The organism is Bacillus sp. FSL W7-1085 (assembly GCF_038595035.1).
GTDB lineage: Bacteria > Bacillota > Bacilli > Bacillales > Bacillaceae > Bacillus > Bacillus altitudinis.
Genome location: NZ_CP152000.1, coordinates 2,548,283 through 2,572,007, shown reverse-complemented (window position 1 = coordinate 2,572,007; position 23,725 = coordinate 2,548,283). Strand labels below are relative to the sequence as shown.

23 protein-coding genes and 1 riboswitch are annotated in these 23,725 nt (G+C 42.5%); of the genes, 21 read left to right on the top strand and 2 right to left on the bottom strand.

Annotated features, from left to right (window positions below; translation table 11 throughout):
* The first annotated feature begins 148 nt into the window (after positions 1–148).
* The 10 genes from MKY11_RS13260 (at position 149) to MKY11_RS13215 (ending at position 11,438) form a co-directional block, all read left to right on the top strand.
* Positions 149–604, top strand: coding sequence for an Imm63 family immunity protein (locus MKY11_RS13260; RefSeq protein WP_007501636.1), 456 nt, complete (start codon positions 149–151; stop codon positions 602–604).
* Between the two features lie 100 nt (positions 605–704).
* A complete protein-coding gene (locus tag MKY11_RS13255) occupies positions 705–2,414 on the top strand; it encodes an AMP-binding protein (protein ID WP_073413715.1) in 1,710 nt (569 codons plus the stop codon).
* A gap of 174 nt (positions 2,415–2,588) precedes the next feature.
* Positions 2,589–3,173, top strand: coding sequence for a TetR/AcrR family transcriptional regulator (locus MKY11_RS13250; RefSeq protein ID WP_017358246.1), 585 nt, complete (start codon positions 2,589–2,591; stop codon positions 3,171–3,173).
* Between the two features lie 25 nt (positions 3,174–3,198).
* Positions 3,199–3,978, top strand: a complete 780-nt coding sequence (locus MKY11_RS13245) for an enoyl-CoA hydratase (protein WP_017358245.1) — start codon at positions 3,199–3,201, stop codon at positions 3,976–3,978.
* Positions 3,979–4,009: 31 nt separating this feature from the next.
* A complete protein-coding gene (locus MKY11_RS13240) occupies positions 4,010–4,783 on the top strand; it encodes an electron transfer flavoprotein subunit beta/FixA family protein (protein ID WP_035391188.1) in 774 nt (257 codons plus the stop codon).
* A 44-nt stretch (positions 4,784–4,827) separates the two neighbouring features.
* Entirely contained in the window at positions 4,828–5,805 is a 978-nt protein-coding gene (locus MKY11_RS13235; RefSeq protein WP_039166889.1) for an electron transfer flavoprotein subunit alpha/FixB family protein, read from the top strand.
* 75 nt (positions 5,806–5,880) lie between these two features.
* Entirely contained in the window at positions 5,881–7,359 is a 1,479-nt protein-coding gene (locus MKY11_RS13230) for an alpha-N-arabinofuranosidase (protein ID WP_039166891.1), read from the top strand.
* Positions 7,360–7,605: 246 nt separating this feature from the next.
* Positions 7,606–7,920 carry a thioredoxin gene (gene trxA, locus MKY11_RS13225; protein WP_007501629.1) on the top strand — a complete coding sequence of 105 codons (315 nt, stop codon included), beginning with the start codon at positions 7,606–7,608 and terminating at the stop codon, positions 7,918–7,920.
* A gap of 139 nt (positions 7,921–8,059) precedes the next feature.
* A complete protein-coding gene (gene uvrC / locus MKY11_RS13220) occupies positions 8,060–9,832 on the top strand; it encodes an excinuclease ABC subunit UvrC (protein WP_342501478.1) in 1,773 nt (590 codons plus the stop codon).
* A gap of 61 nt (positions 9,833–9,893) precedes the next feature.
* Positions 9,894–10,071, top strand: a riboswitch (Lysine riboswitch).
* 131 nt (positions 10,072–10,202) lie between these two features.
* Positions 10,203–11,438 (top strand): aspartate kinase, encoded by a 1,236-nt coding sequence (locus tag MKY11_RS13215; protein ID WP_326110785.1) that lies wholly within the window; start codon positions 10,203–10,205, stop codon positions 11,436–11,438.
* Positions 11,439–11,606: 168 nt separating this feature from the next.
* Here MKY11_RS13215 and MKY11_RS13210 read toward each other — a convergent pair whose 3' ends face one another.
* On the bottom strand, positions 11,607–12,050 hold the full coding sequence (locus MKY11_RS13210) for a YslB family protein (protein ID WP_008345974.1): 444 nt from the start codon (positions 12,048–12,050) through the stop codon (positions 11,607–11,609).
* Positions 12,051–12,333: 283 nt separating this feature from the next.
* Between MKY11_RS13210 and MKY11_RS13205 the strand changes: the two genes are divergently transcribed.
* From MKY11_RS13205 to MKY11_RS13185, 5 genes are all read left to right on the top strand, one after another.
* Positions 12,334–12,942, top strand: a complete 609-nt coding sequence (locus MKY11_RS13205; protein ID WP_007501622.1) for a succinate dehydrogenase cytochrome b558 subunit — start codon at positions 12,334–12,336, stop codon at positions 12,940–12,942.
* A gap of 37 nt (positions 12,943–12,979) precedes the next feature.
* Positions 12,980–14,740 carry a succinate dehydrogenase flavoprotein subunit gene (sdhA, locus tag MKY11_RS13200; protein WP_008345971.1) on the top strand — a complete coding sequence of 587 codons (1,761 nt, stop codon included), beginning with the start codon at positions 12,980–12,982 and terminating at the stop codon, positions 14,738–14,740.
* 1 nt (position 14,741) lies between these two features.
* Positions 14,742–15,506 (top strand): succinate dehydrogenase iron-sulfur subunit, encoded by a 765-nt coding sequence (gene sdhB, locus MKY11_RS13195; protein WP_008345969.1) that lies wholly within the window; start codon positions 14,742–14,744, stop codon positions 15,504–15,506.
* A gap of 122 nt (positions 15,507–15,628) precedes the next feature.
* A complete protein-coding gene (locus tag MKY11_RS13190; RefSeq protein WP_073413707.1) occupies positions 15,629–16,087 on the top strand; it encodes a thioesterase family protein in 459 nt (152 codons plus the stop codon).
* A 72-nt stretch (positions 16,088–16,159) separates the two neighbouring features.
* Positions 16,160–16,876: a biotin--[acetyl-CoA-carboxylase] ligase gene (locus tag MKY11_RS13185; protein WP_125589921.1), complete on the top strand. Its 717-nt coding sequence runs from the start codon at positions 16,160–16,162 to the stop codon at positions 16,874–16,876.
* 143 nt (positions 16,877–17,019) lie between these two features.
* On the opposite strand, the gene MKY11_RS13180 is transcribed toward MKY11_RS13185, so the two are convergent.
* Complete coding sequence (locus tag MKY11_RS13180) at positions 17,020–18,150, bottom strand: PrpF domain-containing protein (RefSeq protein WP_017367811.1); 1,131 nt, start codon at positions 18,148–18,150, stop codon at positions 17,020–17,022.
* A gap of 135 nt (positions 18,151–18,285) precedes the next feature.
* Between MKY11_RS13180 and MKY11_RS13175 the strand changes: the two genes are divergently transcribed.
* The 6 genes from MKY11_RS13175 to MKY11_RS13150 all read left to right on the top strand — a co-directional run bounded on the left by MKY11_RS13175 (position 18,286) and on the right by MKY11_RS13150 (position 23,628).
* Entirely contained in the window at positions 18,286–19,146 is an 861-nt protein-coding gene (locus MKY11_RS13175) for a LysR family transcriptional regulator (RefSeq protein ID WP_007501609.1), read from the top strand.
* Positions 19,147–19,301: 155 nt separating this feature from the next.
* Positions 19,302–20,618 carry a citrate:proton symporter gene (locus MKY11_RS13170; RefSeq protein WP_024718630.1) on the top strand — a complete coding sequence of 439 codons (1,317 nt, stop codon included), beginning with the start codon at positions 19,302–19,304 and terminating at the stop codon, positions 20,616–20,618.
* Between the two features lie 206 nt (positions 20,619–20,824).
* A complete protein-coding gene (gene gerE, locus MKY11_RS13165) occupies positions 20,825–21,049 on the top strand; it encodes a spore germination transcription factor GerE (protein ID WP_003184172.1) in 225 nt (74 codons plus the stop codon).
* 149 nt (positions 21,050–21,198) lie between these two features.
* Complete coding sequence (locus MKY11_RS13160; protein ID WP_007501606.1) at positions 21,199–21,639, top strand: MarR family transcriptional regulator; 441 nt, start codon at positions 21,199–21,201, stop codon at positions 21,637–21,639.
* A 7-nt stretch (positions 21,640–21,646) separates the two neighbouring features.
* Complete coding sequence (gene racE / locus MKY11_RS13155; protein ID WP_089374140.1) at positions 21,647–22,465, top strand: glutamate racemase; 819 nt, start codon at positions 21,647–21,649, stop codon at positions 22,463–22,465.
* A 101-nt stretch (positions 22,466–22,566) separates the two neighbouring features.
* Positions 22,567–23,628, top strand: coding sequence for a GerMN domain-containing protein (locus tag MKY11_RS13150; protein ID WP_035701809.1), 1,062 nt, complete (start codon positions 22,567–22,569; stop codon positions 23,626–23,628).
* The last annotated feature ends 97 nt before the right edge of the window (positions 23,629–23,725 follow it).

Genomic DNA, 23,725 nt, shown 5'->3' with positions numbered 1-23,725 from the left:
AAAACTAGCCAAAGTATTAATTGTAGTTGCCTGCACTTTTGCGGTTATTGGTGCTGTTTACATGTTCCTGTAAAATGAAGAATACATTCTAGAAAGCTGTCAGGGAAAACCTTGACAGCTTTTCACTCATCAAAGGCGGCGAATCAGAATGAATCAAATCTTGCAAAAAGACGAACTCATAAAGCGCATTGACAGTTGTCTCAAAAAGACATCTCTTCCCCAAGACATATATGAACCGTATATTGCACGTCCTTTTCAAACGACTGGTTTTTTTGATGATTTGAGCCCCTATATTGAAATTGATCCAGCCGGCTATATTCTTATTCAATATGAACGAGGGATTAAAGTGCTTCATAAAAGAACAAAAGAGGCGGATGAAGTCGTTTATTGGATTTTAGAAGACACCATCTTTCTAACTGTGTATCTAGACATGATGAGACAATATCAAGTGGACAACATCCACACACATTTACCTAATGACCCTAGTATCCATAAACAGATTGTGGAGAGAGTCCATGAGTCATTTCGTGCGATCGGTGGATTATACGAAAAGTGGCATCATGAAGGGAAAAGAGCCTCTATAGAAACACCGGCGAAAAAATGAAGATGTGTCATGGAACGAGCTCGATTTGAAAAAAGCAAACAGCCATAAGGAAAAGTTTGCTATAATAAAATAGTACGAAAGTTCAGGAAGGAGGGTTTTTATGCAGTCAGATAAACGTTGGCTTCTGCATTACCCGAATCAAATTCCCCACGAACTCACCATCCCAAATGAAACGTTGCAATCTTACTTATTCAGCTCCGCAGAGGCAGCACCTGAGCATACAGCCATTCATTTTTTAGGAAAAAACATCACCTACCAGCAGTTACAAGAAGATGCACTGAAATTAGCCAGTCACTTGATTGACATCGGTGTCAAAAAAGGCGACAGAGTAGCGATTATGCTGCCAAACTGCCCGCAATCGGTGATTTCTTATTATGCGGTTTTAATAGCAGGCGGCATTGTCGTTCAAACCAATCCGCTTTATACGGAGAAAGAACTGGAATATCAAATGGAGGACAGCGGCTCTAAGGTGCTGATCACTCTCGATCTACTGTATCCAAAGGCCTATAAAATGAAAGCGCTGACAAGTATGGAACATTTGATCATCACAAAATTACAAGATTACTTGCCATTTCCGAAAAACATATTGTTTCCGATTGTCCAGCGAAGGAAAAACAACATGGTCATCCAAGTGGAGAAGAGTGAGACCATTCATCATTTCTCACAGATCATGAAAGAATCGTCAGGAGAACGGATTCCGCAAATATCCTTTCAACCGAAAGAGGATGTCGCAGTTTTGCAATATACAGGCGGAACGACCGGTTTACCAAAAGGGGTCATGCTCACACACGAAAATATAGTAGCCAATACAGAAATGTGTGCATCCTGGATGTATAAAACGAACCGCGGAAAAGAACGGATTCTTGGGATCATTCCGTTCTTTCATGTATACGGCATGACGACCGTGCTAAACCTTGCAGTCAAAGAAGGTCATCAAATGATTCTTCTTCCGCGTTTTGATGCAGCGGATGCCTTGAAGACCATTGAAAAACAGAAACCGACGCTGTTCCCAGGAGCACCAACGATGTATATTGCCCTGCTTCATCATCCGAATATTGAAAAGTATGACCTATCATCCATCACCGCATGCTTAAGCGGATCGGCCGCTCTTCCTGTTGAAGTCAAACAGAGTTTTGAAAAACTAACAGGAGGAAGGCTGGTGGAAGGGTATGGACTTTCAGAAACTTCTCCTGTCACTCATGCCAATTTCTTATGGGGAGCGAACAAAATAGGAAGTATCGGGTGCCCTTGGCCGAATACAGATGCCGGTATTTATTGTGAAGAAACGGGTGGACTCAAAGCGCCATATGAGCACGGAGAGATTATCGTCAAAGGTCCTCAAATCATGAAAGGATACTGGAATCAGCCGGAGGAGACAGCGGCAGTGTTAAGAGACGGCTGGTTTTTCACAGGAGACATTGGGTATATGGATGAGGATGGTTTTTTCTATATCGTAGACCGGAAAAAGGATGTCATCATCGCGAGCGGCTATAATATTTACCCAAGAGAGGTTGAAGAAGCCCTTTATGAGCATGAGCTTGTACAAGAAGTTGTTGTGGCGGGTATTCCAGATCCGTATAGAGGGGAAACAGTAAAAGCCTTTGTTGTCCCGAAAAAGGATGCCTATGTAACAGAGGATGAACTGGATCGTTTTGTTAGAACAAGAATTGCCTCATTTAAAGTGCCGCGTGTCTACGAATTTAAGGAATCACTGCCTAAAACGGCTGTAGGGAAAATCTTGCGCAGAGTGTTAATTGAAGAAGAAAAAAGAAAGCAATCATCTTCAACAGAAGAACCAGTCGATCGATGAGAGAATGAACCAGCATCATCCGGTCAAGCGGCCGGATGATTTGAATTGTACGTGTCTGCTCTGGTATGCTAAAGGTTGAAAAGAAAGAAGAACATCACTTGACAAATCACTCGTTTCTTTTTAACATAAAGTTATGAATGAATGCTCATTCAATTTAGAAAGGGACGAAGCACATTGAAGCAGAAAAGACCGAAGTACATGCAAATTATTGATGCAGCCGTTGTGGTGATTGCAGAGAACGGCTACCATCAATCACAAGTTTCAAAGATTGCCAAACAAGCAGGGGTAGCAGACGGAACCATTTATCTCTATTTCAAAAACAAAGAGGACATTTTGATCTCGTTGTTCAAAGAAAAAATGGGACAATTCATCGAACGGATGGAAACAGATATTCAAAAGAAACCGTCTGCCAAAGAAAAGCTTCTTCTCCTTATTCGAGAACACTTTCGCCTGCTATCGCAAGACCATCATTTGGCTCTTGTGACACAGCTTGAACTCAGGCAGTCAAACCTTGAACTGCGCCAAAAAATCAATGAGGTGCTGAAAGGGTATTTAAATATGCTAGACTCCATTTTAACCGAAGGAAAGAAGACAGGAGAATTTAGACAAAATCTAGATGTCCGCTTAGCGAGACAAATGGTATTTGGAACGATTGATGAAACCGCTACAACATGGGTCATGAATGATCAAAAGTATGACCTGCCTGCACTCGCAGAAAGTGTACATGATCTTCTCTTAAACGGAATACATCAATCTTAAAGACAATTGAAAAAGGATGATTGACATGGAAAAAATACTTAGCTTACACCAAGACGAACAGACAGCACTCATCACGATTCAACACCCACCTGCAAATGCCTTATCCTCTCAGCTTCTCACTGAACTCAACGACATGTTTGATCAGCTTGAGCAAAACAGTGAAGTGAGAGCTATTGTCATTCATGGAGAAGGTAGATTTTTCTCAGCAGGTGCTGATATTAAAGAATTTACGACCTTGCAGGAAGAGTCTGATTATGCCAGCCTTGCAGACAGAGGACAGCAAGTGTTTGAACGAATTGAACAATGTCCAAAACCGGTGATTGCTTCCATTCACGGGGCAGCATTAGGCGGCGGGCTTGAGTTGGCGATGTCGTGTGATATTCGAATCGCAACAAAAGATGCAAAGCTGGGACTGCCGGAATTAAATCTCGGTATTATCCCAGGATTCGGCGGAACGCAGCGCCTGCCTCGCTATGTTGGATCAGCTAAAGCACTTGAAATGATGGGAACAGCTGAGCCGATTACAGGAGAAGAAGCATTTGCCTGCGGACTTGTTTCAAAACTTGCGGAAACAGAAGAAGAAGCGCTGGAAACAGCCAAAACATTGGCTGCGAAATTTGCAGCGAAAAGCCCTAAAACACTTGAGTATGTGCTTGAGTTATTGAATGCGACAAAAGTGTACTCATATGATGGCGGAATGAAGCTGGAAGCCAAAAAGTTTGCTGAGGTGTTCCAGTCGAATGATGCCAAAGAAGGCATCCAGGCTTTTATCGAAAAGCGTAAACCGAATTTTAAAGGGGAATAAGGGATTAGTACGACACAAGGGGGAGAAATGAATGAATATTTTTGTTTTAATGAAGCGTACGTTTGACACGGAAGAGAAAATCTCTATTCAGTCTGGTGCTATTCAAGAAGATGGGGCAGAGTTCATTATTAATCCTTATGATGAGTACGCAATTGAAGAAGCGATTCAGCTTCGGGATGAGCACGGGGGAGAAGTAACGGTCGTGACAGTTGGCAATGAAGATGCGGAGAAACAGCTTAGAACAGCACTTGCAATGGGCTGCGATCAAGCCGTTTTATTAAATGTTGAAGATGATTTGGAGGAGTGGGATCAGTTTTCCGCTTCTACGATTCTATATCACTATTTCAAAGATAAAGAAGCTTCCTTAATTTTAGCAGGGAATGTAGCGATTGACGGCGGGTCTGGACAGGTGGCCCCGCGTCTTGCTGAATTACTCGGCTTTCCATATGTCACAACCATTACAAGTATTCAAATTGACGGCGGCTCAGCTTCAATTGAGCGAGATGCAGAGGGTGATGTGGAAGTGATTTCTGCCGAGCTCCCGCTAGTGGTCACCGCGCAGCAAGGTCTCAATGAGCCTCGTTATCCATCGTTACCAGGCATCATGAAGGCAAAGAAAAAGCCTTTAGAAGAATTAGAATTAGACGATCTAGATTTAGATGAAGACGATGTGCCATATAAAATCAAAACCATTGAACGTTTTTTACCGGAGAAAAAAGAGGGTGGCAAGGTGCTGAGCGGCGAGCTTCAGGATCAGGTCAAGGAACTGACAGACCTGCTAAGAAATGAAGCAAAAGTCATCTAAACATCCACTTTACGATATCACGAGAACAAGGGGGAGCTTAAAGGATGAGTAAAAAAGTTGTTGTACTTGGAGAAAGTCGTGACGGTAAATTAAGAAATGTGACTTTTGAAGCGATTGCTGCCGCTCGCGAGGTGGCTGATGGCGGTGAAGTGATTGGCGTTTTAATAGGGGATCACGTCAAAGATCAAGCGGATGAACTGCTTTATTATGGAGCGGATCATGTGATGATCGTCGAGCACCCGCATCTTTCTTATTATACGTCTGATGGTTTTGCGCAGGCGCTTCAAGCAATATTAGATCAAGTCAATCCTGATGCAGTGCTCTTCGGTCATACATCGATCGGAAAAGACTTGTCACCTAAAATAGCTGCACGCCTGCAAACTGGCTTAATTTCAGATGCAATAGATGTAAGCGTTACCGGTGAACATCTTGTTTTCACTAGACCGATTTATTCAGGAAAAGCTTTTGAAAAAGTCATTTCAACAGATCGTCTGCTTTTGGCTACTATCCGCCCAAACAACGTGGCACCACTGGAGCGTGATGCGTCACGCAGCGGAGAAGTAACGCCAGTTTCTGTCGATATTCAAAACCTAAGAACGATCGTGAAGGAAGTCATTAAAAAAACATCAGAAGGTGTAGATTTATCTGAAGCGAAGGTCATTGTCGCAGGAGGCAGGGGGGTCAAGAGCAAAGAAGGCTTTGAACCGTTGAAAGAACTTGCCCAAACGCTTGGCGCAGCAGTCGGTGCCTCGCGTGGTGCATGTGACGCTGACTACTGCGATTATGCCCTGCAAATTGGTCAAACCGGTAAAGTGGTCACACCTGACCTTTACATTGCCTGCGGGATTTCAGGAGCTATTCAGCATTTAGCCGGTATGTCCAACAGTAAAGTCATTGTTGCGATCAACAAAGACCCAGAAGCTGAAATCTTCAAAATTGCCGATTACGGAATTGTCGGTGACTTATTCGAAGTCGTTCCGCTTTTAAATGAAGAGTTAAAAAAGATGAATATCCATTCTTAACGCTCATACACTCAGAATGCCTAGGTATTCTGGGTTTTTTTGTATGTCATCACGAAACAAAGGAGCGGTTTACAAGTGAATGGGACAGTAAAAGTGAATGAAGTGATTGGACGCATTTCTAAACACATCTATGGACACTTTCAAGAGCATTTAGGAAGAGGAATTTATGACGGCATTTGGGTAGGGAAAGACTCATCGATTGACCATATTGAGGGGATTCGTACCGATGTACTAAAGGCACTTCAAGCCTTACATATCCCGGTGCTGAGGTGGCCGGGCGGCTGTTTTGCAGACGAGTATCATTGGGCAAACGGCGTCGGTGATCTGAGTGAACGAAAGCCGATGGTGAATACTCATTGGGGTGGCACCGTTGAATCAAATGCGTTTGGTACACATGAATTTATGAGACTGTGTGAATTACTTGAATGTGAGCCTTATATTTGTGGAAACGTTGGAAGCGGCTCTGTTCAAGAATTAGCAGAATGGATTGAATATATCACATTTCCTAAAGGGACACCTATGTCGGATTGGCGGATTCAAAATGGAAAACAAGAACCGTGGGAGCTGACGTATGTTGGTGTAGGCAATGAAAGCTGGGGATGTGGTGGAAATATGACGCCAGAGTATTATGCAGACTTATATAAACGCTACCAAACGTATGTGAGAGAGTTTGCTGGTCAGCGCATTTACAAAATCGCATGTGGTGCGAATTCAAATGATGTGAATTGGACAAAAGTATTAATGGAGCGTGCAGCGCCATGGATGGATGGGCTCAGTTTGCATTACTATACGGTCCCAGGAACATGGGAGAAGAAAGGGTCAGCGACTGATTTTGATGAGGATGAGTGGTTTACAACGCTGAAAAAGGCGTCTGAAATGGAGCGGCTTGTTGTAGATCACGGAGAGATCATGGATCGTTATGACCCAGACAAGCGAATCGGGATGATTATTGATGAATGGGGGACATGGTATGATCCAGAACCGGGGACAAATCCAGGGTTTTTGTATCAGCAAAACACATTAAGAGATGCTCTAGTCTGTGCCTTGCATTTTCATATTTTTCATCGCCATTGCCAGCGGATTCATATGGCGAATATTGCCCAGACCGTCAATGTGCTGCAAGCGATGGTGTTAACGCAGGACGAAAAGATGCTCCTGACACCTACCTATCACGTATTTCATATGTTTCAAGTGCATCAAGAAGAAGAAGCGCTTGAAGTAGAATTGAATGCTCCTTCGTATGAACGCCGGGGTGAAAAAATCCCTCAAGTCAGTGTGTCAGCCTCGCGGTCATCTGACAAGATGCATATTAGTTTATGTCATGTGAATCCTCATGAAAAAGCAGACGTATCTCTTGCGATAGAGGGAATCGTTGCAAAAACGAAGGTCACTGGCCGTGTGCTGACTGCTGATCGGATGAATGCGCACAACACGTTCGATGATCCTCATTCCGTTCAGCCTGCGGACTTTCGGCAATTTGCTGTTAAGCACGGCGAGCTGACTATTGATCTGCCGCCTATGTCGGTTGTAATGTTGACCGTCGATCTGGCTTGATCGCATATTTCAATGTTTGATGAGAAGAATGTTGGGGCATCATACATTGTAAATGAAGCGGAAAGGGAGTCATGTCATATGCTTAGAACCATTCTGATGATCATCGGTGCGATTGTTGTTATTGGTGCGATCATACGGTTTGTTTTTTAATTCATTTCATAAAAAATGATTCGTAAGCATTTCATTCGCAAGTCACATTGGTAGATGCTATACTAAAAAGCATAATTTACATTGGAGGAATGAATAATGGCAATCGTAAAAGCTACTGACGCAACATTTTCACAAGAAACTGCAGAAGGTGTTGTTCTTGCAGATTTTTGGGCACCTTGGTGCGGACCTTGTAAAATGATTGCTCCAGTTCTTGAAGAACTTGATCAAGAAATGGGCGATAAAATGAAAATTGTAAAAATTGATGTGGATGATAACCAAGAAACTGCTGGTAAATACGGCGTTATGAGTATCCCAACACTTCTTGTTTTAAAAGACGGTGAAGTCGTCGAAACGTCTGTTGGTTTCAAACCAAAAGAAGCACTAGCTGAGCTTGTAAACAAACATCTATAAACCGATCTATGCCCACGTGGCATGATCTCGAAAGCGGTTCTCGTATAGTCGAGAGCCGCTTTTCTTTCATCGTGGTATAAAACAAATGTTCGTGATACACTAGAAGGAGTGAAAGAGGAAAACAAGGACGGATGAAAAAATGAACAAATTGATCAAAGAAAAGCTGTCAGTCTTACCTGATCAACCAGGCTGTTACTTAATGAAAGATAGACAAAATACGATCATTTATGTGGGAAAGGCAAAGGTATTAAAAAATAGGGTCCGCTCTTATTTTACAGGATCTCATGATGCCAAAACGCAGCGGCTTGTCAGTGAAATCGAAGACTTTGAATACATTGTCACCTCTTCAAATATTGAGGCACTTATTTTAGAGCTGAATTTAATCAAAAAATATGACCCGAAATACAATGTCATGCTCAAGGATGACAAAACGTACCCTTTTATTAAAATTACGAATGAACGTCATCCTAAGCTGATTGTCACCCGCAATGTGAAAAAGGATAAAGGGAAATACTTCGGTCCATATCCAAACGTACAAGCAGCAAGAGAAACGAAAAAGCTGCTCGACCGTTTATATCCACTTAGAAAATGTGCGACACTCCCTGACCGAGTCTGCCTTTATTATCATCTTGGACACTGTCTTGCTCCGTGTGTGTATGATATTTCTGAAGAAACGAATAAACAGCTCGTCGACGAAATCACAAGATTTCTAAACGGAGGACATCAGCAAATCAAGAAAGAATTAACAGAGAAGATGCAAGAAGCGGCCGAACAATTAGAATTTGAGCGGGCAAAAGAGCTGAGAGATCAAATCGCATACATTGACTCAACGATGGAAAAGCAAAAGATGACGATGAGTGACTTATCCGATCGCGATGTGTTTGCCTATGCTTATGATAAGGGCTGGATGTGTGTCCAAGTCTTCTTCATCAGACAGGGAAAATTAATTGAACGTGATGTCAGCCTATTTCCGATGTATCAAGACCCTGAGGAAGAATTTCTCACGTTTATGGGGCAGTTTTATGAAAAGAACAACCACTTTCTGCCGAAGGAAATTTTGGTGCCAGACAGCGTCGATCAAGAATTGATTGAGCAATTGCTTGAAACGAATGTTCATCAGCCGAAAAAAGGAAAGAAAAAGGATTTGCTTTTACTTGCCCACCAAAACGCCAAAATCGCTCTCAAAGAAAAGTTCTCGCTTATAGAGCGTGATGAAGAACGGACAATTGGTGCAGTGGAGCAGCTTGGCGATGCACTCAATATTTATATGCCATACCGGATTGAGGCGTTTGATAACTCCAATATCCAAGGAGCAGACCCCGTATCCGCTATGGTTGTCTTCCAAGACGGGAAGCCGTATAAAAAAGAGTACCGAAAATACAAAATTAAAACCGTTGAGGGCCCCGATGATTATGCCTCCATGCGTGAAGTCATTAGAAGGCGGTATACCCGTGTGTTAAAGGATGAACTGCCGCTTCCTGATTTGATTTTAATTGACGGAGGAAAAGGACAAATCAACGCAGCCATAGATGTGCTCGAAAATGAATTAAATCTGTCTGTTCCTGTGGCAGGTCTAGTGAAAGATGAAAAACACAGGACATCGAATCTTATGATGGGTGATACGCTTGAAATTGTTGCGCTCGAGCGGAATAGTCAGGCCTTTTATTTATTGCAGCGTATTCAAGATGAAGTGCACCGATTTGCGATTAGTTTTCACCGGCAGCTGCGCGGGAAGAATGCATTCCAGTCTATTCTAGACGATGTCCCAGGTATCGGGGAAAAGCGCAAAAAGCAGTTACTTAAACATTTTGGCTCTGTGAAAAAGATGAAAGAAGCCTCTATCCAGGATTTTCAGGACGCTGGTATTCCGAAACAAACGGCTGAACTTTTAATGGAGGCATTAAAAAAATAGATTGTACTTTTTCCAAAAGTCTGTTAAGATGTGACTAATTTAATAAATGAACGTGTTGTTTGTTGAAGATAGAGGTGCGAACTTCAAGAGTAAGCCTTCAGAGATCGAGGGGATCTAGGAAGAGGGCTGAAAGGGGAGCGTCGCCGAAGTGAATAAAATCCACTCATTTTATTCGCTGGCTGTACATTGAAGAAATGTAGGGCTGTCAAGAATTCATTTCTTGGAGGGCTATCTCATTGTTTGCATCGTTTGATGATGATTTTAAAGCAATGGGAGATTTGTTCTCTCATTGCTTTTTTATTTGCAGTGCAGAGAGCAGTCTCCGCAGCCTCTTCTCTCACACGTGATCTTTTGGAAAAGGGTGGTAGACATGGGACTAATTGTACAAAAATTTGGTGGAACATCTGTTGGATCGACAGAAAAAATTCGCAATGCCGCAGAGAGAGTCATCGCTGAACGCGAGGCAGGAAATGATGTGGTCGTGGTTGTGTCTGCGATGGGCAAATCAACGGATGTTCTAGTAGACCTAGCGAAAGAACTCACAGATGATCCAAGCAAAAGAGAAATGGATATGCTACTGACAACTGGTGAGCAGGTGACCATTTCATTATTAGCGATGGCGCTCCAAGCAAAAGGTTATGATGCGATTTCCTTTACAGGCTGGCAAGCTGGGATGAAAACAGAGAAGGTGCACGGAAATGCAAGAATCGTGGACATCGATGAAGAAAGAATCCAAGAAGAACTGAGTGCGGGAAAAGTCGTCGTTGTAGCAGGTTTCCAAGGAATTGCGGATGATCTACATATTACAACACTTGGGCGTGGTGGATCAGATACGACAGCAGTGGCACTAGCTGCGGCACTCAAAGCGGACAAATGTGATATTTATACGGACGTACCAGGTGTGTTTACAACAGATCCTCGTTATGTACCGTCTGCGCGAAAACTTGCAGGAATTTCTTACGATGAAATGCTTGAGTTAGCCAATTTAGGAGCAGGTGTGCTGCATCCGAGAGCGGTCGAATTTGCGAAAAATTATCAAATCCCACTAGAAGTCCGTTCTAGTATTGAAAATGAATCGGGTACGTTAATTGAGGAGGAATCATCCATGGAACAAAATTTAGTTGTAAGAGGCATTGCATTTGAAGATCAGATGACACGCGTGACGGTATGTGGCCTTTCAAGCGGTTTAACAACGCTATCGACGATTTTTACGACACTTGCAAAGCAAAATATCAATGTCGATATCATCATTCAGTCTGTCACAAGCACCAATCAGACCTCCATCTCTTTCTCTGTGAAAACGGATGATTTGTCTAAAACAGTTGAAGTATTAGAAGAATACAAAGGTGCGCTTGGTTATGAGCAGATTGAGACAGAAAGCAAATTAGCCAAAGTATCTATCGTTGGCTCTGGTATGGTCTCAAACCCAGGCGTTGCGGCTGAAATGTTCGCTGTATTAGCTCAAAAAGACATTCAAGTGAAAATGGTCAGTACGTCTGAGATCAAAGTCTCCACAGTCGTTGATCGTGAAGATATGGTGAAAGCGGTAGAAGCCCTTCATGATGCGTTTGAATTATCAAAGGTGAGCGCCGCTGCTCATTCTTAAATCTTCAAAAGAGGTGTATCCCATAAAAAGATACACCTCTTTTTTATATTGGAAATCATCAGCATATGAAGAAAGAAAAACGTGCGTAAACCGTTACGCCAACTGTGCTATGATAGAAGGGTATATAAAAAAGGCGTGACACGAAGTCATCGCCTTTCATAAACAGTGTTAGCTAGGGTCTCTTAAATCCCATTTAACGGTTAAAATGACTTTATCAGCACGCTTTTTTACTTGTTCATAGGATTCAGCCACGTGCTCATTGAGAAGCTGAATCTGTTCAGCGATAAAACCTGCTTCCATTTGAAAGCATGGCTCCTTTTGATAGCTGAGTCGATTCGATACAAGTGGACCTTCGAGCTCAAACTCAATTTCCTGTTTTTTAGAATGGACCATCGTGAGAGTTCCCCATCCGGCATCATGGAAAAATTCGGGGATCTTTTCCCATGACTCTTGAGGAAATTTACGAGCAAGCAGTTTACCCGCAAAATACATCATAGATGAATGATCCTGACCAAGAATGTCAGGCAGCAGAACTTCGCGTATCAGCTCGTAGGCAAATCCATTGACTTCAATTTCTTTTAGCTGTTCTAAGTTAGATTCGAATTTATTCATTGTATGGCTCCCCTCTTTCAACAATTTATTATAGCTTATGTGGGCATATGATGACAGAGTTTTCCCTGAAGTCTAAGAAATTCTTATTGTAGTAAAACGAATTTTGATTTAAAACTTTTAAATTTCGGAAAATTTTAATTTATGTACGCGGTTTCTTGACGCTTTTTTGACATAGGAGTAAAATGAAATTGTCAATAAATTTGAATAAAGTGCTTACAATTGAAAGAAGCGGGGGTAAGACAATTTTCAAGCAATTGCACTTTTTTTACTAGGGGGTAAAGTAATGTCGGGGAACAAAGAATTTTTTTATCGGAGATTGCATTCTTTGCTTGGCGTCATTCCGGTCGGTCTATTTTTAGTACAGCACTTAGTGATTAACCACTTTGCGACGAATGGACCAGAGGCGTTTAACAAAGCTGCACACTTTATGGAACAGCTTCCATTCAGATATGCACTTGAGCTGTTCGTGATTTTCTTACCACTGATCTATCATGCTGTTTATGGGGTGTACATAGCCTTTACGGCACAAAACAACACGTCTCGCTTCAGTTACTTAAGAAACTGGTTGTTCAGACTGCAACGGATTACAGGTATCATCACATTGATTTTTGTCACTTGGCACGTATGGGAAACACGCATTCAAGCGCAGCTTGGAGCTGAAGTAAACTATGACATGATGGCGAATATTTTAAGCTCTCCATTTATGCTAGGTTTCTATATTGTCGGTGTTTTATCTACTATTTTCCACTTTGCTAATGGCTTGTGGTCATTTGCTGTCAGCTGGGGAATTACAGTTTCACCACGCTCACAAAGAATCTCCACATATGTGACATTAGGTATATTTATAGCGCTTTCATATGTAGGGCTAAGAGCAATTTTCGCTTTTGTTTAAGAGGAAATAGATTAGTAGAAGAGGGAGAGGGGCTACAATGAGTAATTCTAGCATCATCGTTGTCGGAGGCGGCTTAGCTGGTCTCATGGCAACTATCAAAGCAGCAGAAGCGGGAACAGCTGTTAAACTATTTTCAATCGTACCTGTGAAACGTTCGCATTCTGTTTGTGCACAGGGCGGAATTAACGGAGCGGTCAATACAAAAGGTGAAGGAGATTCACCTTATGAGCATTTTGATGACACGGTATATGGCGGAGACTTTTTAGCTAACCAGCCGCCAGTAAAGGCAATGTGTGAAGCAGCGCCGTCCATTATCCACTTACTTGATCGTATGGGTGTAATGTTTAACAGAACACCAGAAGGATTACTGGACTTCCGCCGTTTCGGGGGAACACAGCACCACCGTACAGCATTTGCTGGTGCGACAACAGGTCAGCAGTTATTATACGCACTAGATGAGCAGGTTCGCCGCTATGAAGTAGCGGGTCTTGTGACGAAATATGAAGGCTGGGAATTCCTTGGCGCTGTCTTAGATGACGAGGAAGTATGCCGAGGCATTGTCGCACAGAACTTGACGACAATGGAAATCGAATCCTTCCGTTCAGATGCTGTCATCATGGCAACAGGCGGCCCTGGTATCGTATTCGGTAAATCAACGAACTCCATGATTAATACCGGATCAGCTGCATCGATCGTTTATCAGCAAGGTGCTCATTATGCTAATGGAGAATTTATTCAAATTCACCCAACAGCGATCCCAGGAGATGACAAGCTGCGTCTCATGAGTGAATCAGCTCGTGGTGAAGGTGGACGTGTTTGGACATATAAAGACGGAAAACCTTGGTACTTCCTTGAAGAAAAGTACCCAGCATACGGGAACCTTGTACCGCGTGACATTGCAACGCGTGAAATTTTCGACGTATGTGTGGAGCAAAAGCTTGGCATCAACGGAGAGAACATGGTGTACCTAGATCTTTCTCACAAAGATCCAAAAGAGCTTGATATTAAGCTTGGTGGAATCATTGAAATCTATGAAAAATTCATGGGTGATGACCCGCGTAAGCTTCCGATGAAAATTTTCCCGGCTGTTCATTATTCAATGGGCGGATTATGGGTTGATTATGATCAAATGACGAATATCAAAGGCTTGTTTGCTGCCGGAGAATGTGATTACTCTATGCACGGCGGAAACAGACTTGGTGCAAACTCATTGCTTTCTGCGATTTACGGCGGGATGGTTGCTGGACCAAATGCTGTGAAATACATTAGCGGTCTTGAAAAGTCTGCAGAAGATTTATCATCTGCAACATTCGACAGTGCCGTGAAGAAAGAGCAGGAGAAATGGGACAACATCCTTAGCATGGATGGCACAGAAAATGCATATGTGCTTCATAAAGAGCTTGGAGAATGGATGACGGATAACGTTACAGTGGTTCGTTACAACGAGAAGCTCTTAAAAACAGACCAGAAGATCGAAGAACTAATGGAACGCTATAAGCATATTAACATCAACGATACAGCTTCATGGAGCAACCAAGGCGCTGCCTTCACGCGTCAGCTTGACAACATGCTTCAGCTGGCACGCGTCATTACGATTGGGGCTTACAACCGGAATGAAAGCCGAGGCGCACACTATAAACCGGAATTCCCAGAAAGAAACGATGAAGAATTCCTAAAAACAACGATGGCTACGTTCAAAGGGAAAAACCAAAAACCTGCATTCCACTATGAGGACGTCGATGTATCGTTAATTGCACCTCGTAAACGAGATTACTCGAAGAAAAAGGTGGAGAAATAAGATGAGTGAAAAAAATACGATTCAATTTATTATCACACGTCAAGATACAGCAGATGGCAAGCCTTATGATGAGGAATTCGAAATCCCTTACCGTCCGAATATGAACGTCATTTCCGCACTCATGGAAATCAGACGTAACCCGGTCAATAAAAAAGGTGAAAAAACAACGGCTATTAACTGGGACATGAACTGTCTTGAAGAAGTATGCGGCGCTTGTTCCATGGTCATTAATGGAACGCCTCGCCAGTCATGTACAGCACTAATTGACAAGCTAGAGCAGCCGATTCGTCTTCAGCCGATGAAAACTTTCCCGGTTGTGAGAGACTTGCAGGTTGATCGAAGCCGTATGTTCAATTCATTGAAAAAAGTCAAAGCATGGGTGCCGATCGATGGCACATATGATCTTGGACCTGGACCAAGAATGCCTGAGAAAAAGCGTCAATGGGCGTATGAGCTTTCAAAGTGTATGACATGTGGTGTCTGCCTTGAAGCTTGTCCAAACGTGAATGATAAGTCTTCCTTTATGGGCCCTGCACCGCTTTCACAAGTTCGTCTATTTAACGCACATCCGACAGGTGCAATGAATAAGTCTGACCGTTTAGAAGAAATTATGGGTGATGGCGGTCTTGCAAACTGCGGGAACTCTCAAAACTGTGTGCAGGCTTGTCCGAAAGGAATCCCGCTCACAACATCAATTGCAGCACTTAACCGAGATACAACATTACAAGCTTTCCGTAACTTCTTCGGAAGCGATCACGCAGAATAACATCACATTCAGTCCTCCTTGCCAATCATGATGAGTGTTTACAAGAGGCTGGATGCAAAACATAACAAACGCCTCTTCCAATAAGGGAGAGGCGTTTTGTTTGCGAATAAGGAGTGGATCAAATGAGGCTGCCGTCATATATTGAAGAACCGTTTGATGAGTGGAGGGCATCGTTTCGATTTTATGTGGAAACAACCGTCCGTTTTTCAGAAACGGATATGTTTGGTCACATGAACAATGTCACCCCGTTTGTGTATTTTGAAGAGGCGCGGATTGCCTTCTTTCAAAAAACGGGAATTGTAGATAAACGAATGAAGCGTGCGCGAGAGACGATTACGGTCGTGGCAAACCTTCAATGTGATTACATTAAGCAAGTGGAGATCGGTGAGAGACTGCGAGTGTATGTAAAGCCAGAAAAGGTTGGATCAAGCTCTCTCATCCTTCATTATTTAGGAGAAAATGAACAGCAAGAACCGTGTTTTACAGGCTCAGTCACCATGGTGCAAATAAGTAAAGATACAGGGGCACCTGTGCCGTTTACAGAAGAAGAAAAAGAGACTTTTCAGGCTCAGCGACATTAAAGGATCACGGTCACATGTTTCATTTTGTTATAATAAAAGAATCATAATGAAGAAGAAACAAAAGGAGAGCGCATGAAGATTTTTCAATACGACACCATTGATAGTACAAATAATGAAGCGAAAAGGCTTATTCAGCAAGGAGAAACCCCTTCATTTGCTGTATATGCCCGGCAGCAGACAGCGGGAAGAGGCAGGCTTGGCAGACCGTGGGAAACGCCTACAGGCAATGTGGCTGTCACGATGACAGTAAAACCGCCAGTAGATATCTCCACCCAATCAACGATTGCCCCGCTGACGGCACTCGCCATTTATGATGTACTCAAACCACTCATGAGAGTAGAGGATCAGCTGGCAATCAAATGGCCAAATGATCTATTGATTAATGAAGCGAAAGTATCTGGCACATTAATTGAAGCAGACCGCAGCGCCATTTACATCGGTGTGGGCATCAATGTAGAGACAAAGCCGGAGCACGTTCCGTATAAAACCGTTTGCCTATCAGAACTGACTGAGGTGAAAGCGGACCAGCTAGTGAAAGATTTGGCAGCGGCCTTTGAAAAATACCATGCACGCTGGCAAATGGAAGGATTTGAAGCCCTCACAGCCCTCTATAACAAACGATTATATCGGCTGAATCAACCGCTTCGTATTTCATTAGATCGTGAAAAGCAAACATGGCAGGAAGGGATTTGCTGTGGTGTGAACCGTTATGGTCATATTCAGTTAAAAGATGATCAAGGACATATAAAAGCCCATTCAGCAGGAGATATTGATGCACCGCCCAAGTAGACAATTTCTCGTTCGATGAGTGTGTAGACAAACCGTTGCATTCGATGTTAGAACGGAGTTGCTTTAAGATCTTCAAACTGAAAAAAAGACAAAGAGCTAAAATCAGTTCATTTTAGCTCTTTGTCGACATGATGACGTCTCATTTATGCTTCTCTTTTTATTTGAGGTTGAACCATGTAGTCTTTTTTTGTAAAGACCACTCCATCTAGAATTTCTCTTGCGGTTCGAATGACTTTCACTCTGTTTTGTGAGATATCAATTTCAGTTTGCATAATACCAGCAGGATGACCAATTCGAAGTGTATCATCTTGACCTTGAAACAGCTGTGCCGGAAGTGTTTGATCCATGAAACAGCTGGCTGACACACAGACAGATCCGGTAATGGCAAGTGCTTGGTGCGGTCTTTGCATCGATAGCATCCGAACGATGATGTCCATATCTGCTGCTCTTCTCAATATTCCATTTGTATCTACATAATCAGCAGGCTCGCTGATAATTGCAAGCTTTGGAACAGCTGGAGACTGTAATGTGGCCAGTTCTTTTGGTGCAAAGTGGCACATTTCAGCAGCGATGGAACGAATCTCTTCTAAATCATCCAGCAATTCGTCTGTAAACTCCTCAGGCAATTCAGTTCCTTTTAATTGAATATCTTTGGCACGGACAAAGGCGATTGGATTTGCAATGTCAACGATTGAGATCGGAATCTCTCCAAACTTTGTCTGGATCGTATCCATTTTGTTTCCAGTCGGAAAGGTTTTACCTGTGACAGCGCCTTCAGGTTTCTCAAAGGATAAATAAATGGGAGAACCTGTTCCTTTCACTCCTGGAATTTCTGCCTGTCCTTCAAATTTTACTTCTCCGTTCTCGACTTCTACCTCTGCCACAATGATTTTATTCGTGTTGGTATTCAGAATACGTACTGTTGTGACAGGCTCAACTGCTTGGACAAGTCCTTTAATGATGGCATACGGCCCAACTGCTGATGAGATATTCCCACAGTTTCCTTTAAAGTCGACAAATCTTTCATTGATGCTGACTTGTGCAAACGTATAGTTCACATCCACATCTGGACGAGTGGCTTTGTCGATAATGGCCACCTTGCTTGTTAAAGAATTGCCGCCCCCGATTCCATCAACCTGTAGCCGGTCAGGGCTGCCCATAATGTCTAATAAAAATGCTTCGAGCTCATCGTGTTCATATGGTGCATCATTGGCTTGAATGAAGACCCCTTTGCTTGTACCGCCTCGCATGATTGTGATTGGAACTTTTCTCATTGCTCTCACCCTCAATTGTTTAGTTACTATTTATCTAATCAAAATGGTAAAGTATAATAAGAAATAAGTTAAATACATTATTTTAAGAGAAACTGATAAAATATTTTTATAACAAGGTCAAAAGGAGGGCACACAATGGATGAGAAAGATTGGCGGTTTTTAAAGGTGCTATATGAAGAGAAGAACATCACAAAAGCGGCAGAAAAATTATTTGTCTCGCAGCCTGCCTTAAGTTATCGATTGAAACAGCTTGAAGAGGAATTTGACATGAAGCTTTTCTTTAAAAGAAAACGAGGCATTGAATTTACATCAGAGGGCGAATACTTGGCTAAATACGCAAATGACATGCTCAAGCAGCTCCAGCAAACGAAAGATGGCATGCTCAATATGCAAAAAAAGGTCAAAGGAACGATCCGACTAGGGGTGTCGAGTAACTTTGCTCAATATAAATTGCCGGAAATTTTAAGAGAGTTTTCTAAGCAGTATCCACATGTTCAATTTATGGTGAACACAGGATGGAGCACAAAAGTCATGGATTTATTAGGTACATCAAGTGTACATTTAGGGATTTTAAGAGGAGATTACGACTGGAATGGAGAGCGATTTTTGCTTGATAAAGAACGGCTTTGTATCATTTCAAAATCAGAAATACAGCTAAAGGACCTTCCGAAACTGCCACTCATTGACTATCACACGGATAGTTCATTAAAACGATTGATCAACAGATGGTGGCAGGAGACGTTCACGATGCCTCCGCTTGTGACAATGGAGACAGACAGGCAAGATACATCAAAAGAGATGGTGAAGCATGGTTTAGGTTATGCCATTGTCCCGGAAATTTGCCTTAGACCAAGTGATGAGCTATTTGTAAAAGGTCTTTCGTATAAAGATGGACAGCCTGTTTTAAGAGATACATGGCTCATGTACCAGCCGGATTCCCTTCATTTATCTGTTGTGAAAGCATTCATTGAGTTTTTAAGAAGTCAGCAAGGCTAATTATAAAAAAAATTTATTGAATAGACGAAAAAATCGATATTTTCATTATAAAAAAAGCTATTATATCCTTGAAATAGAAAGCGCTAACATTTCGGGCCGCAAGTGCAAAAGGGGCGCTTGTGGATCGTGTAAAGAAGAGGATGGAGGGATATGAAGTGCTAGCTATTTTAGGGATCTTGATGGTCGTGACTTTTACCTTTCTTATTATGACAAAACGTATGCATCCGGTGGTGGCTCTCACCGTTGTGCCAATCATCTTTGCATTAATCGGTGGATTTTACAGCGGATTAGGGGACATGATGCTTGATGGACTCAAGACCGTTGCACCATCTGCTGCTTTATTGTTATTTGCCATCTTATTTTTCGGTGTCATGCTGGATGCTGGATTGTTTGACCCATTGATCAAACTGATTTTACGTCTTGTGAAAGGCGATCCGGTCAAAATTGCTTTTGGGGTAGCGATTTTGTCTATGCTTGTTGCATTAGATGGTGATGGGACGACAACGTACATGATTACCGTATCAGCTATGTTGCCACTTTTCTTAAGAATTGGGATGAACCCACTGATTTTAGGGACGATTTCATTATTATCACTAGGCATTATGAGTGGAATGACGCCTTGGGGCGGTCCAGCTACTCGTGCGATTGCTGCACTTGGTTTAGATGCAGCGGAATTCTTCATTCCATTACTCCCGACGATGATAGGGGGCGGTCTTTTTATCCTTTTTACAGCGTATGTTCTTGGAAAAAAAGAACGGAAGCGCATTGGGGTTGCCGAGATTCAGTATAAAGAAGAGGTCTCGATCTCTCCTGAATTGGCGGCATCAATTGAAGATGGCGTAGCTGATATGAAGAGACCAAACTTGATTTGGGTTAACTTCTTCCTGACGATTGCTGTCATGGCCACACTTGTATTGGATATCGTACCGATTCCTGTACTCTTTCTCATTGGCTTTGTCATTGCGCTTATGATCAACTATCCAAAAGTTGAAGATCAGCGCGAGCGGATTTTATCGCATGCAGGAAATGCCTTAACGGTCATTACCCTTGTGTTTGCAGCAGGAATTTTCACAGGCATTTTTTCGGGAACAAAAATGGTGGAATCCATTGCTAACTTGGTCATTTACATGATTCCGGATTCATACAGCTCATTTTTTCCACTCATTGTCGCTTTGACGAGTATGCCATTTACATTTGTTCTTTCAAATGATGCTTATTATTTCGGGGTACTGCCAATCTTAGCTGAAGCCGGCGCAGCTTACGGAATTGATCCAGTGGAAATTGCGCGCGCCTCTATTATCGGACAGCCTGTCCATTTGCTGAGTCCGCTTGTCGCTTCCACATTACTGCTTGTGAGTATGTTGAATAAAGATATTGGTGATTTGCAAAAGTACGCACTGCTATGGACCGTACTCACAGCCCTGTTTACAACACTTATTGCTCTTTTAACAGGAGCCATTTCGATATTTTAAAAGCTTGTTTGATAAAGGACGATGTCTCTATAGGGGACTCGTCCTTTTTTGTGCGGTTTGAAGGCGAGGAAATTGGACGCTGCTCTGCGGGAATTCTCGATTTTAACGTCACCTACCTCAAGTACCCGGCATATGATATCTCGACTATACAGAATCCCATTCTATAGAGACTAGAGCTCTCACCTTAGCAAGGAGGGTTACAATACTTGAAGGAGAAAGAGTTTCAATCCAAGCCGCTATTAACCAAAAGAGAAAGAGAAGTATTCGAATTGCTCGTCCAAGATAAAACAACAAAAGAAATTGCAAGCGAGCTTTTTATTAGCGAAAAGACTGTTCGAAATCATATTTCGAATGCCATGCAAAAGCTAGGAGTTAAAGGTCGTTCACAGGCCGTAGTCGAGCTTCTGCGTATGGGTGAGCTAGAGCTCTAACGTCAGCCGGTTTTCCTTCCGCACCAGGGAGGAGCCGGTTATTTCTATATCGTTTCCATGAGTCTCTTCTTGCAATTTCATTGAAAAACGAGGAAAATAGGAATGTACGTTTTAATCAAAGTGAGATGCTATAGTGAGGTATCAATGAAATGGAAACGAATGAGTCAGGCCATGTTGCAGAAATTGAAAAATCATTGCGCCATATTGCTGCAATCATTAAGCAAAAAGGTAGAGAAATTCTGAATCAATATACGATTACACCTCCTCAATTTGTAGGGCTTCAGTGGCTTTATGAATTCGGAGATATGACAATAGGTGAGCTATCACAAAAGATGTATTTGGCTTGCAGCACGACAACCGATTTAATTGATCGAATGGAAAAAAGTGAACTTGTTGAACGGGTGAAAGATCCGTCTGACCGCCGCGTGGTTCGCATTCATTTATTGCCTGAAGGTGAGCGGATCATTCAAGAAGTGATTGTCAAACGCCAAGAATACGTCAGCGAACTTCTAGGGGCTTTCTCAGAAGAAGAAGCCATCGTTTTCAACCAATCTTTAACGAAACTACAGCAGCAAATGAAAAGAAAATGAGGCGATTTTGTTGGATCAACCAATCGGCGTGATTGATTCCGGCGTAGGCGGTTTAACCGTTGCGAAGGAAATCATGAGACAACTGCCAAAAGAAAAAATTATTTATGTAGGCGACACAAAACGATGTCCATACGGCCCTCGAGCAGAAGAAGAGGTTCTTCAATATACATGGGAAATGGCGCACTACCTATTAAGACACCACCATATTAAAATGCTTGTCATTGCGTGTAATACTGCGACGGCGATAGCACTTGATGAAATTAAAGCAACACTTGATATCCCGGTCATTGGCGTGATCCAGCCCGGAGCCCGCACAGCGATCAAAGTGACAAACAATCAGCATATTGGCGTGATCGGCACTGCCAATACGATCAAAAGTGAAGCCTATAAAGAAGCACTGCTTTCTTTAAAAGCAGGACTAACTGTTCAAAGTCTGGCATGTCCAATGCTTGTGCCGTTTGTGGAAAGTGGTACGTTTTTAGATCATACAGCAGATGAAGTCGTAAAGGCTTCTCTTGAACCGATGAAAGAAACAGGCATTGATACGCTCATTCTTGGTTGCACACACTACCCGATTTTAAAAGAACCGATTCAGCGCTTTATGGGCAGTGGCGTCAACATCATTTCTTCAGGAGACGAGACTGCGAGAGAAGCGAGCACCATTCTTTCATATAAAGGGCTGTTAAATGATTCGAAGGAAGAGCCTGTTCATACTTTTTATACAACAGGGCAGCAGCAAAACTTTCAAAACATCGCTCAAGACTGGTTCGGCTACCTGCCAGGAAAGGTCGAAACGGTTTCGCTTGAACACGTATATCAGCAATAACCTACTTCTCATGGAAGTGGGTTATTTTTTTATGAAAAGGGTCTAATCCTCTGAGGGAGCTCGTATACATACTAGTACAAACCACTAGAGGAGGGTGAAGTATGCTGAAAAAAGGAACTACAGCAGCTGTTACGTGTATTGCGTCAGCCATGCTTTTATCAGGATGCGGATTGTTTCAAACAGACCAAGCGAAAACAGAGATTGATCCACCACAAAATGTCACATTTGTGAAAGAAAATAAAGAAGAGAAACAAACAGCCAAAGAAGGAAAAGAAGAGAAGCAAGCAGATACCGTCATGAGAGAATTATATTTAATTGATAAAAATGGGTATGTTGTGTCTCAATCCATTCCGCTGCCGAAAAACGAAGGAAGTGCGAAACAAACACTTGAATACCTCGTAGACGGGGGACCGATTTCTAACCTGATGCCAAATGGGTTCAGAGCCGTGCTGCCGGCGGACACGAGCGTATCTGTCGATATTAAAGATGGCACTGCGGTTGTGGATTTCTCAAATGAATTCAAAAACTATAAAAAAGAAGACGAACAGCGCATTTTGCAATCGGTCACTTGGACATTAACGCAGTTTGATTCAGTAGCCAAAGTCAAATTAAAGATGAATGGCCATGAATTAAAAGAGATGCCTGTGAATGGGACGCCGATTTCAGATGATTTAAGCAGAGAGGACGGCATTAATATTCAGCACGAGGCTGCGGCTGATATGACATCGACAAAGCCTGTGACTGTCTACTATTTAGCTGAATCTGATAAACAGACGTACTATGTCCCTGTGACCAAAAGAGCACCAAAAGACGATGATGATCCAATTACAGCAGCCATTGATGAGCTCGTCTCTGGGCCAAGCAAAACAAGCCAATTGCTGACAGACTTTGATCAAGATGTGAAGCTGAATGATGTCCCGAAAGTAAAAGACGGTCATGTGACACTTGATTTCAATGAATCCATTTTTGGCAGTGCAGATGAAAAGAAAAAGGTCATTTCACAAAAAGTTCTTGATAGCATTGTGCTGACATTAACAGAGTTGCCAGATGTGAAAAGCGTGTCTGTGAAGGTAAACGGAAAGGCAGAGCTTGTGAACGAAAAAGGAACAGAGCTCACAAAGCCAGTTTCAAGACCAGAACAAGTGAATACAGGTAGTTTTTAACGTCACACATTGATATAATGAAGAAAAAGAGGCATGCACATTCGCTGCCTCTTTTTTATTCCAAGCGATTAGAACGGATCGAGGTTGTCAAAGTTAA

What these genes read in the sequence shown, in the direction of transcription:
- MKY11_RS13205 (WP_007501622.1), top strand. Translation starts at nt 12,334, where the DNA reads ATGTCGGGGAACAAAGAATTTTTTTATCGGAGATTGCATTCTTTGCTT.
- MKY11_RS13245 (WP_017358245.1), top strand. Translation starts at nt 3,199, where the DNA reads ATGGAAAAAATACTTAGCTTACACCAAGACGAACAGACAGCACTCATC.
- MKY11_RS13235 (WP_039166889.1), top strand. Translation starts at nt 4,828, where the DNA reads ATGAGTAAAAAAGTTGTTGTACTTGGAGAAAGTCGTGACGGTAAATTA.
- uvrC (WP_342501478.1), top strand. Translation starts at nt 8,060, where the DNA reads ATGAACAAATTGATCAAAGAAAAGCTGTCAGTCTTACCTGATCAACCA.
- MKY11_RS13240 (WP_035391188.1), top strand. Translation starts at nt 4,010, where the DNA reads ATGAATATTTTTGTTTTAATGAAGCGTACGTTTGACACGGAAGAGAAA.
- MKY11_RS13215 (WP_326110785.1), top strand. Translation starts at nt 10,203, where the DNA reads ATGGGACTAATTGTACAAAAATTTGGTGGAACATCTGTTGGATCGACA.
- MKY11_RS13190 (WP_073413707.1), top strand. Translation starts at nt 15,629, where the DNA reads ATGAGGCTGCCGTCATATATTGAAGAACCGTTTGATGAGTGGAGGGCA.
- MKY11_RS13180 (WP_017367811.1), bottom strand. Translation starts at nt 18,150, where the DNA reads ATGAGAAAAGTTCCAATCACAATCATGCGAGGCGGTACAAGCAAAGGG.
- trxA (WP_007501629.1), top strand. Translation starts at nt 7,606, where the DNA reads ATGGCAATCGTAAAAGCTACTGACGCAACATTTTCACAAGAAACTGCA.
- MKY11_RS13260 (WP_007501636.1), top strand. Translation starts at nt 149, where the DNA reads ATGAATCAAATCTTGCAAAAAGACGAACTCATAAAGCGCATTGACAGT.
- MKY11_RS13175 (WP_007501609.1), top strand. Translation starts at nt 18,286, where the DNA reads ATGGATGAGAAAGATTGGCGGTTTTTAAAGGTGCTATATGAAGAGAAG.
- sdhA (WP_008345971.1), top strand. Translation starts at nt 12,980, where the DNA reads ATGAGTAATTCTAGCATCATCGTTGTCGGAGGCGGCTTAGCTGGTCTC.
- MKY11_RS13210 (WP_008345974.1), bottom strand. Translation starts at nt 12,050, where the DNA reads ATGAATAAATTCGAATCTAACTTAGAACAGCTAAAAGAAATTGAAGTC.
- MKY11_RS13160 (WP_007501606.1), top strand. Translation starts at nt 21,199, where the DNA reads ATGGAAACGAATGAGTCAGGCCATGTTGCAGAAATTGAAAAATCATTG.
- sdhB (WP_008345969.1), top strand. Translation starts at nt 14,742, where the DNA reads ATGAGTGAAAAAAATACGATTCAATTTATTATCACACGTCAAGATACA.
- MKY11_RS13255 (WP_073413715.1), top strand. Translation starts at nt 705, where the DNA reads ATGCAGTCAGATAAACGTTGGCTTCTGCATTACCCGAATCAAATTCCC.
- MKY11_RS13150 (WP_035701809.1), top strand. Translation starts at nt 22,567, where the DNA reads ATGCTGAAAAAAGGAACTACAGCAGCTGTTACGTGTATTGCGTCAGCC.
- MKY11_RS13185 (WP_125589921.1), top strand. Translation starts at nt 16,160, where the DNA reads ATGAAGATTTTTCAATACGACACCATTGATAGTACAAATAATGAAGCG.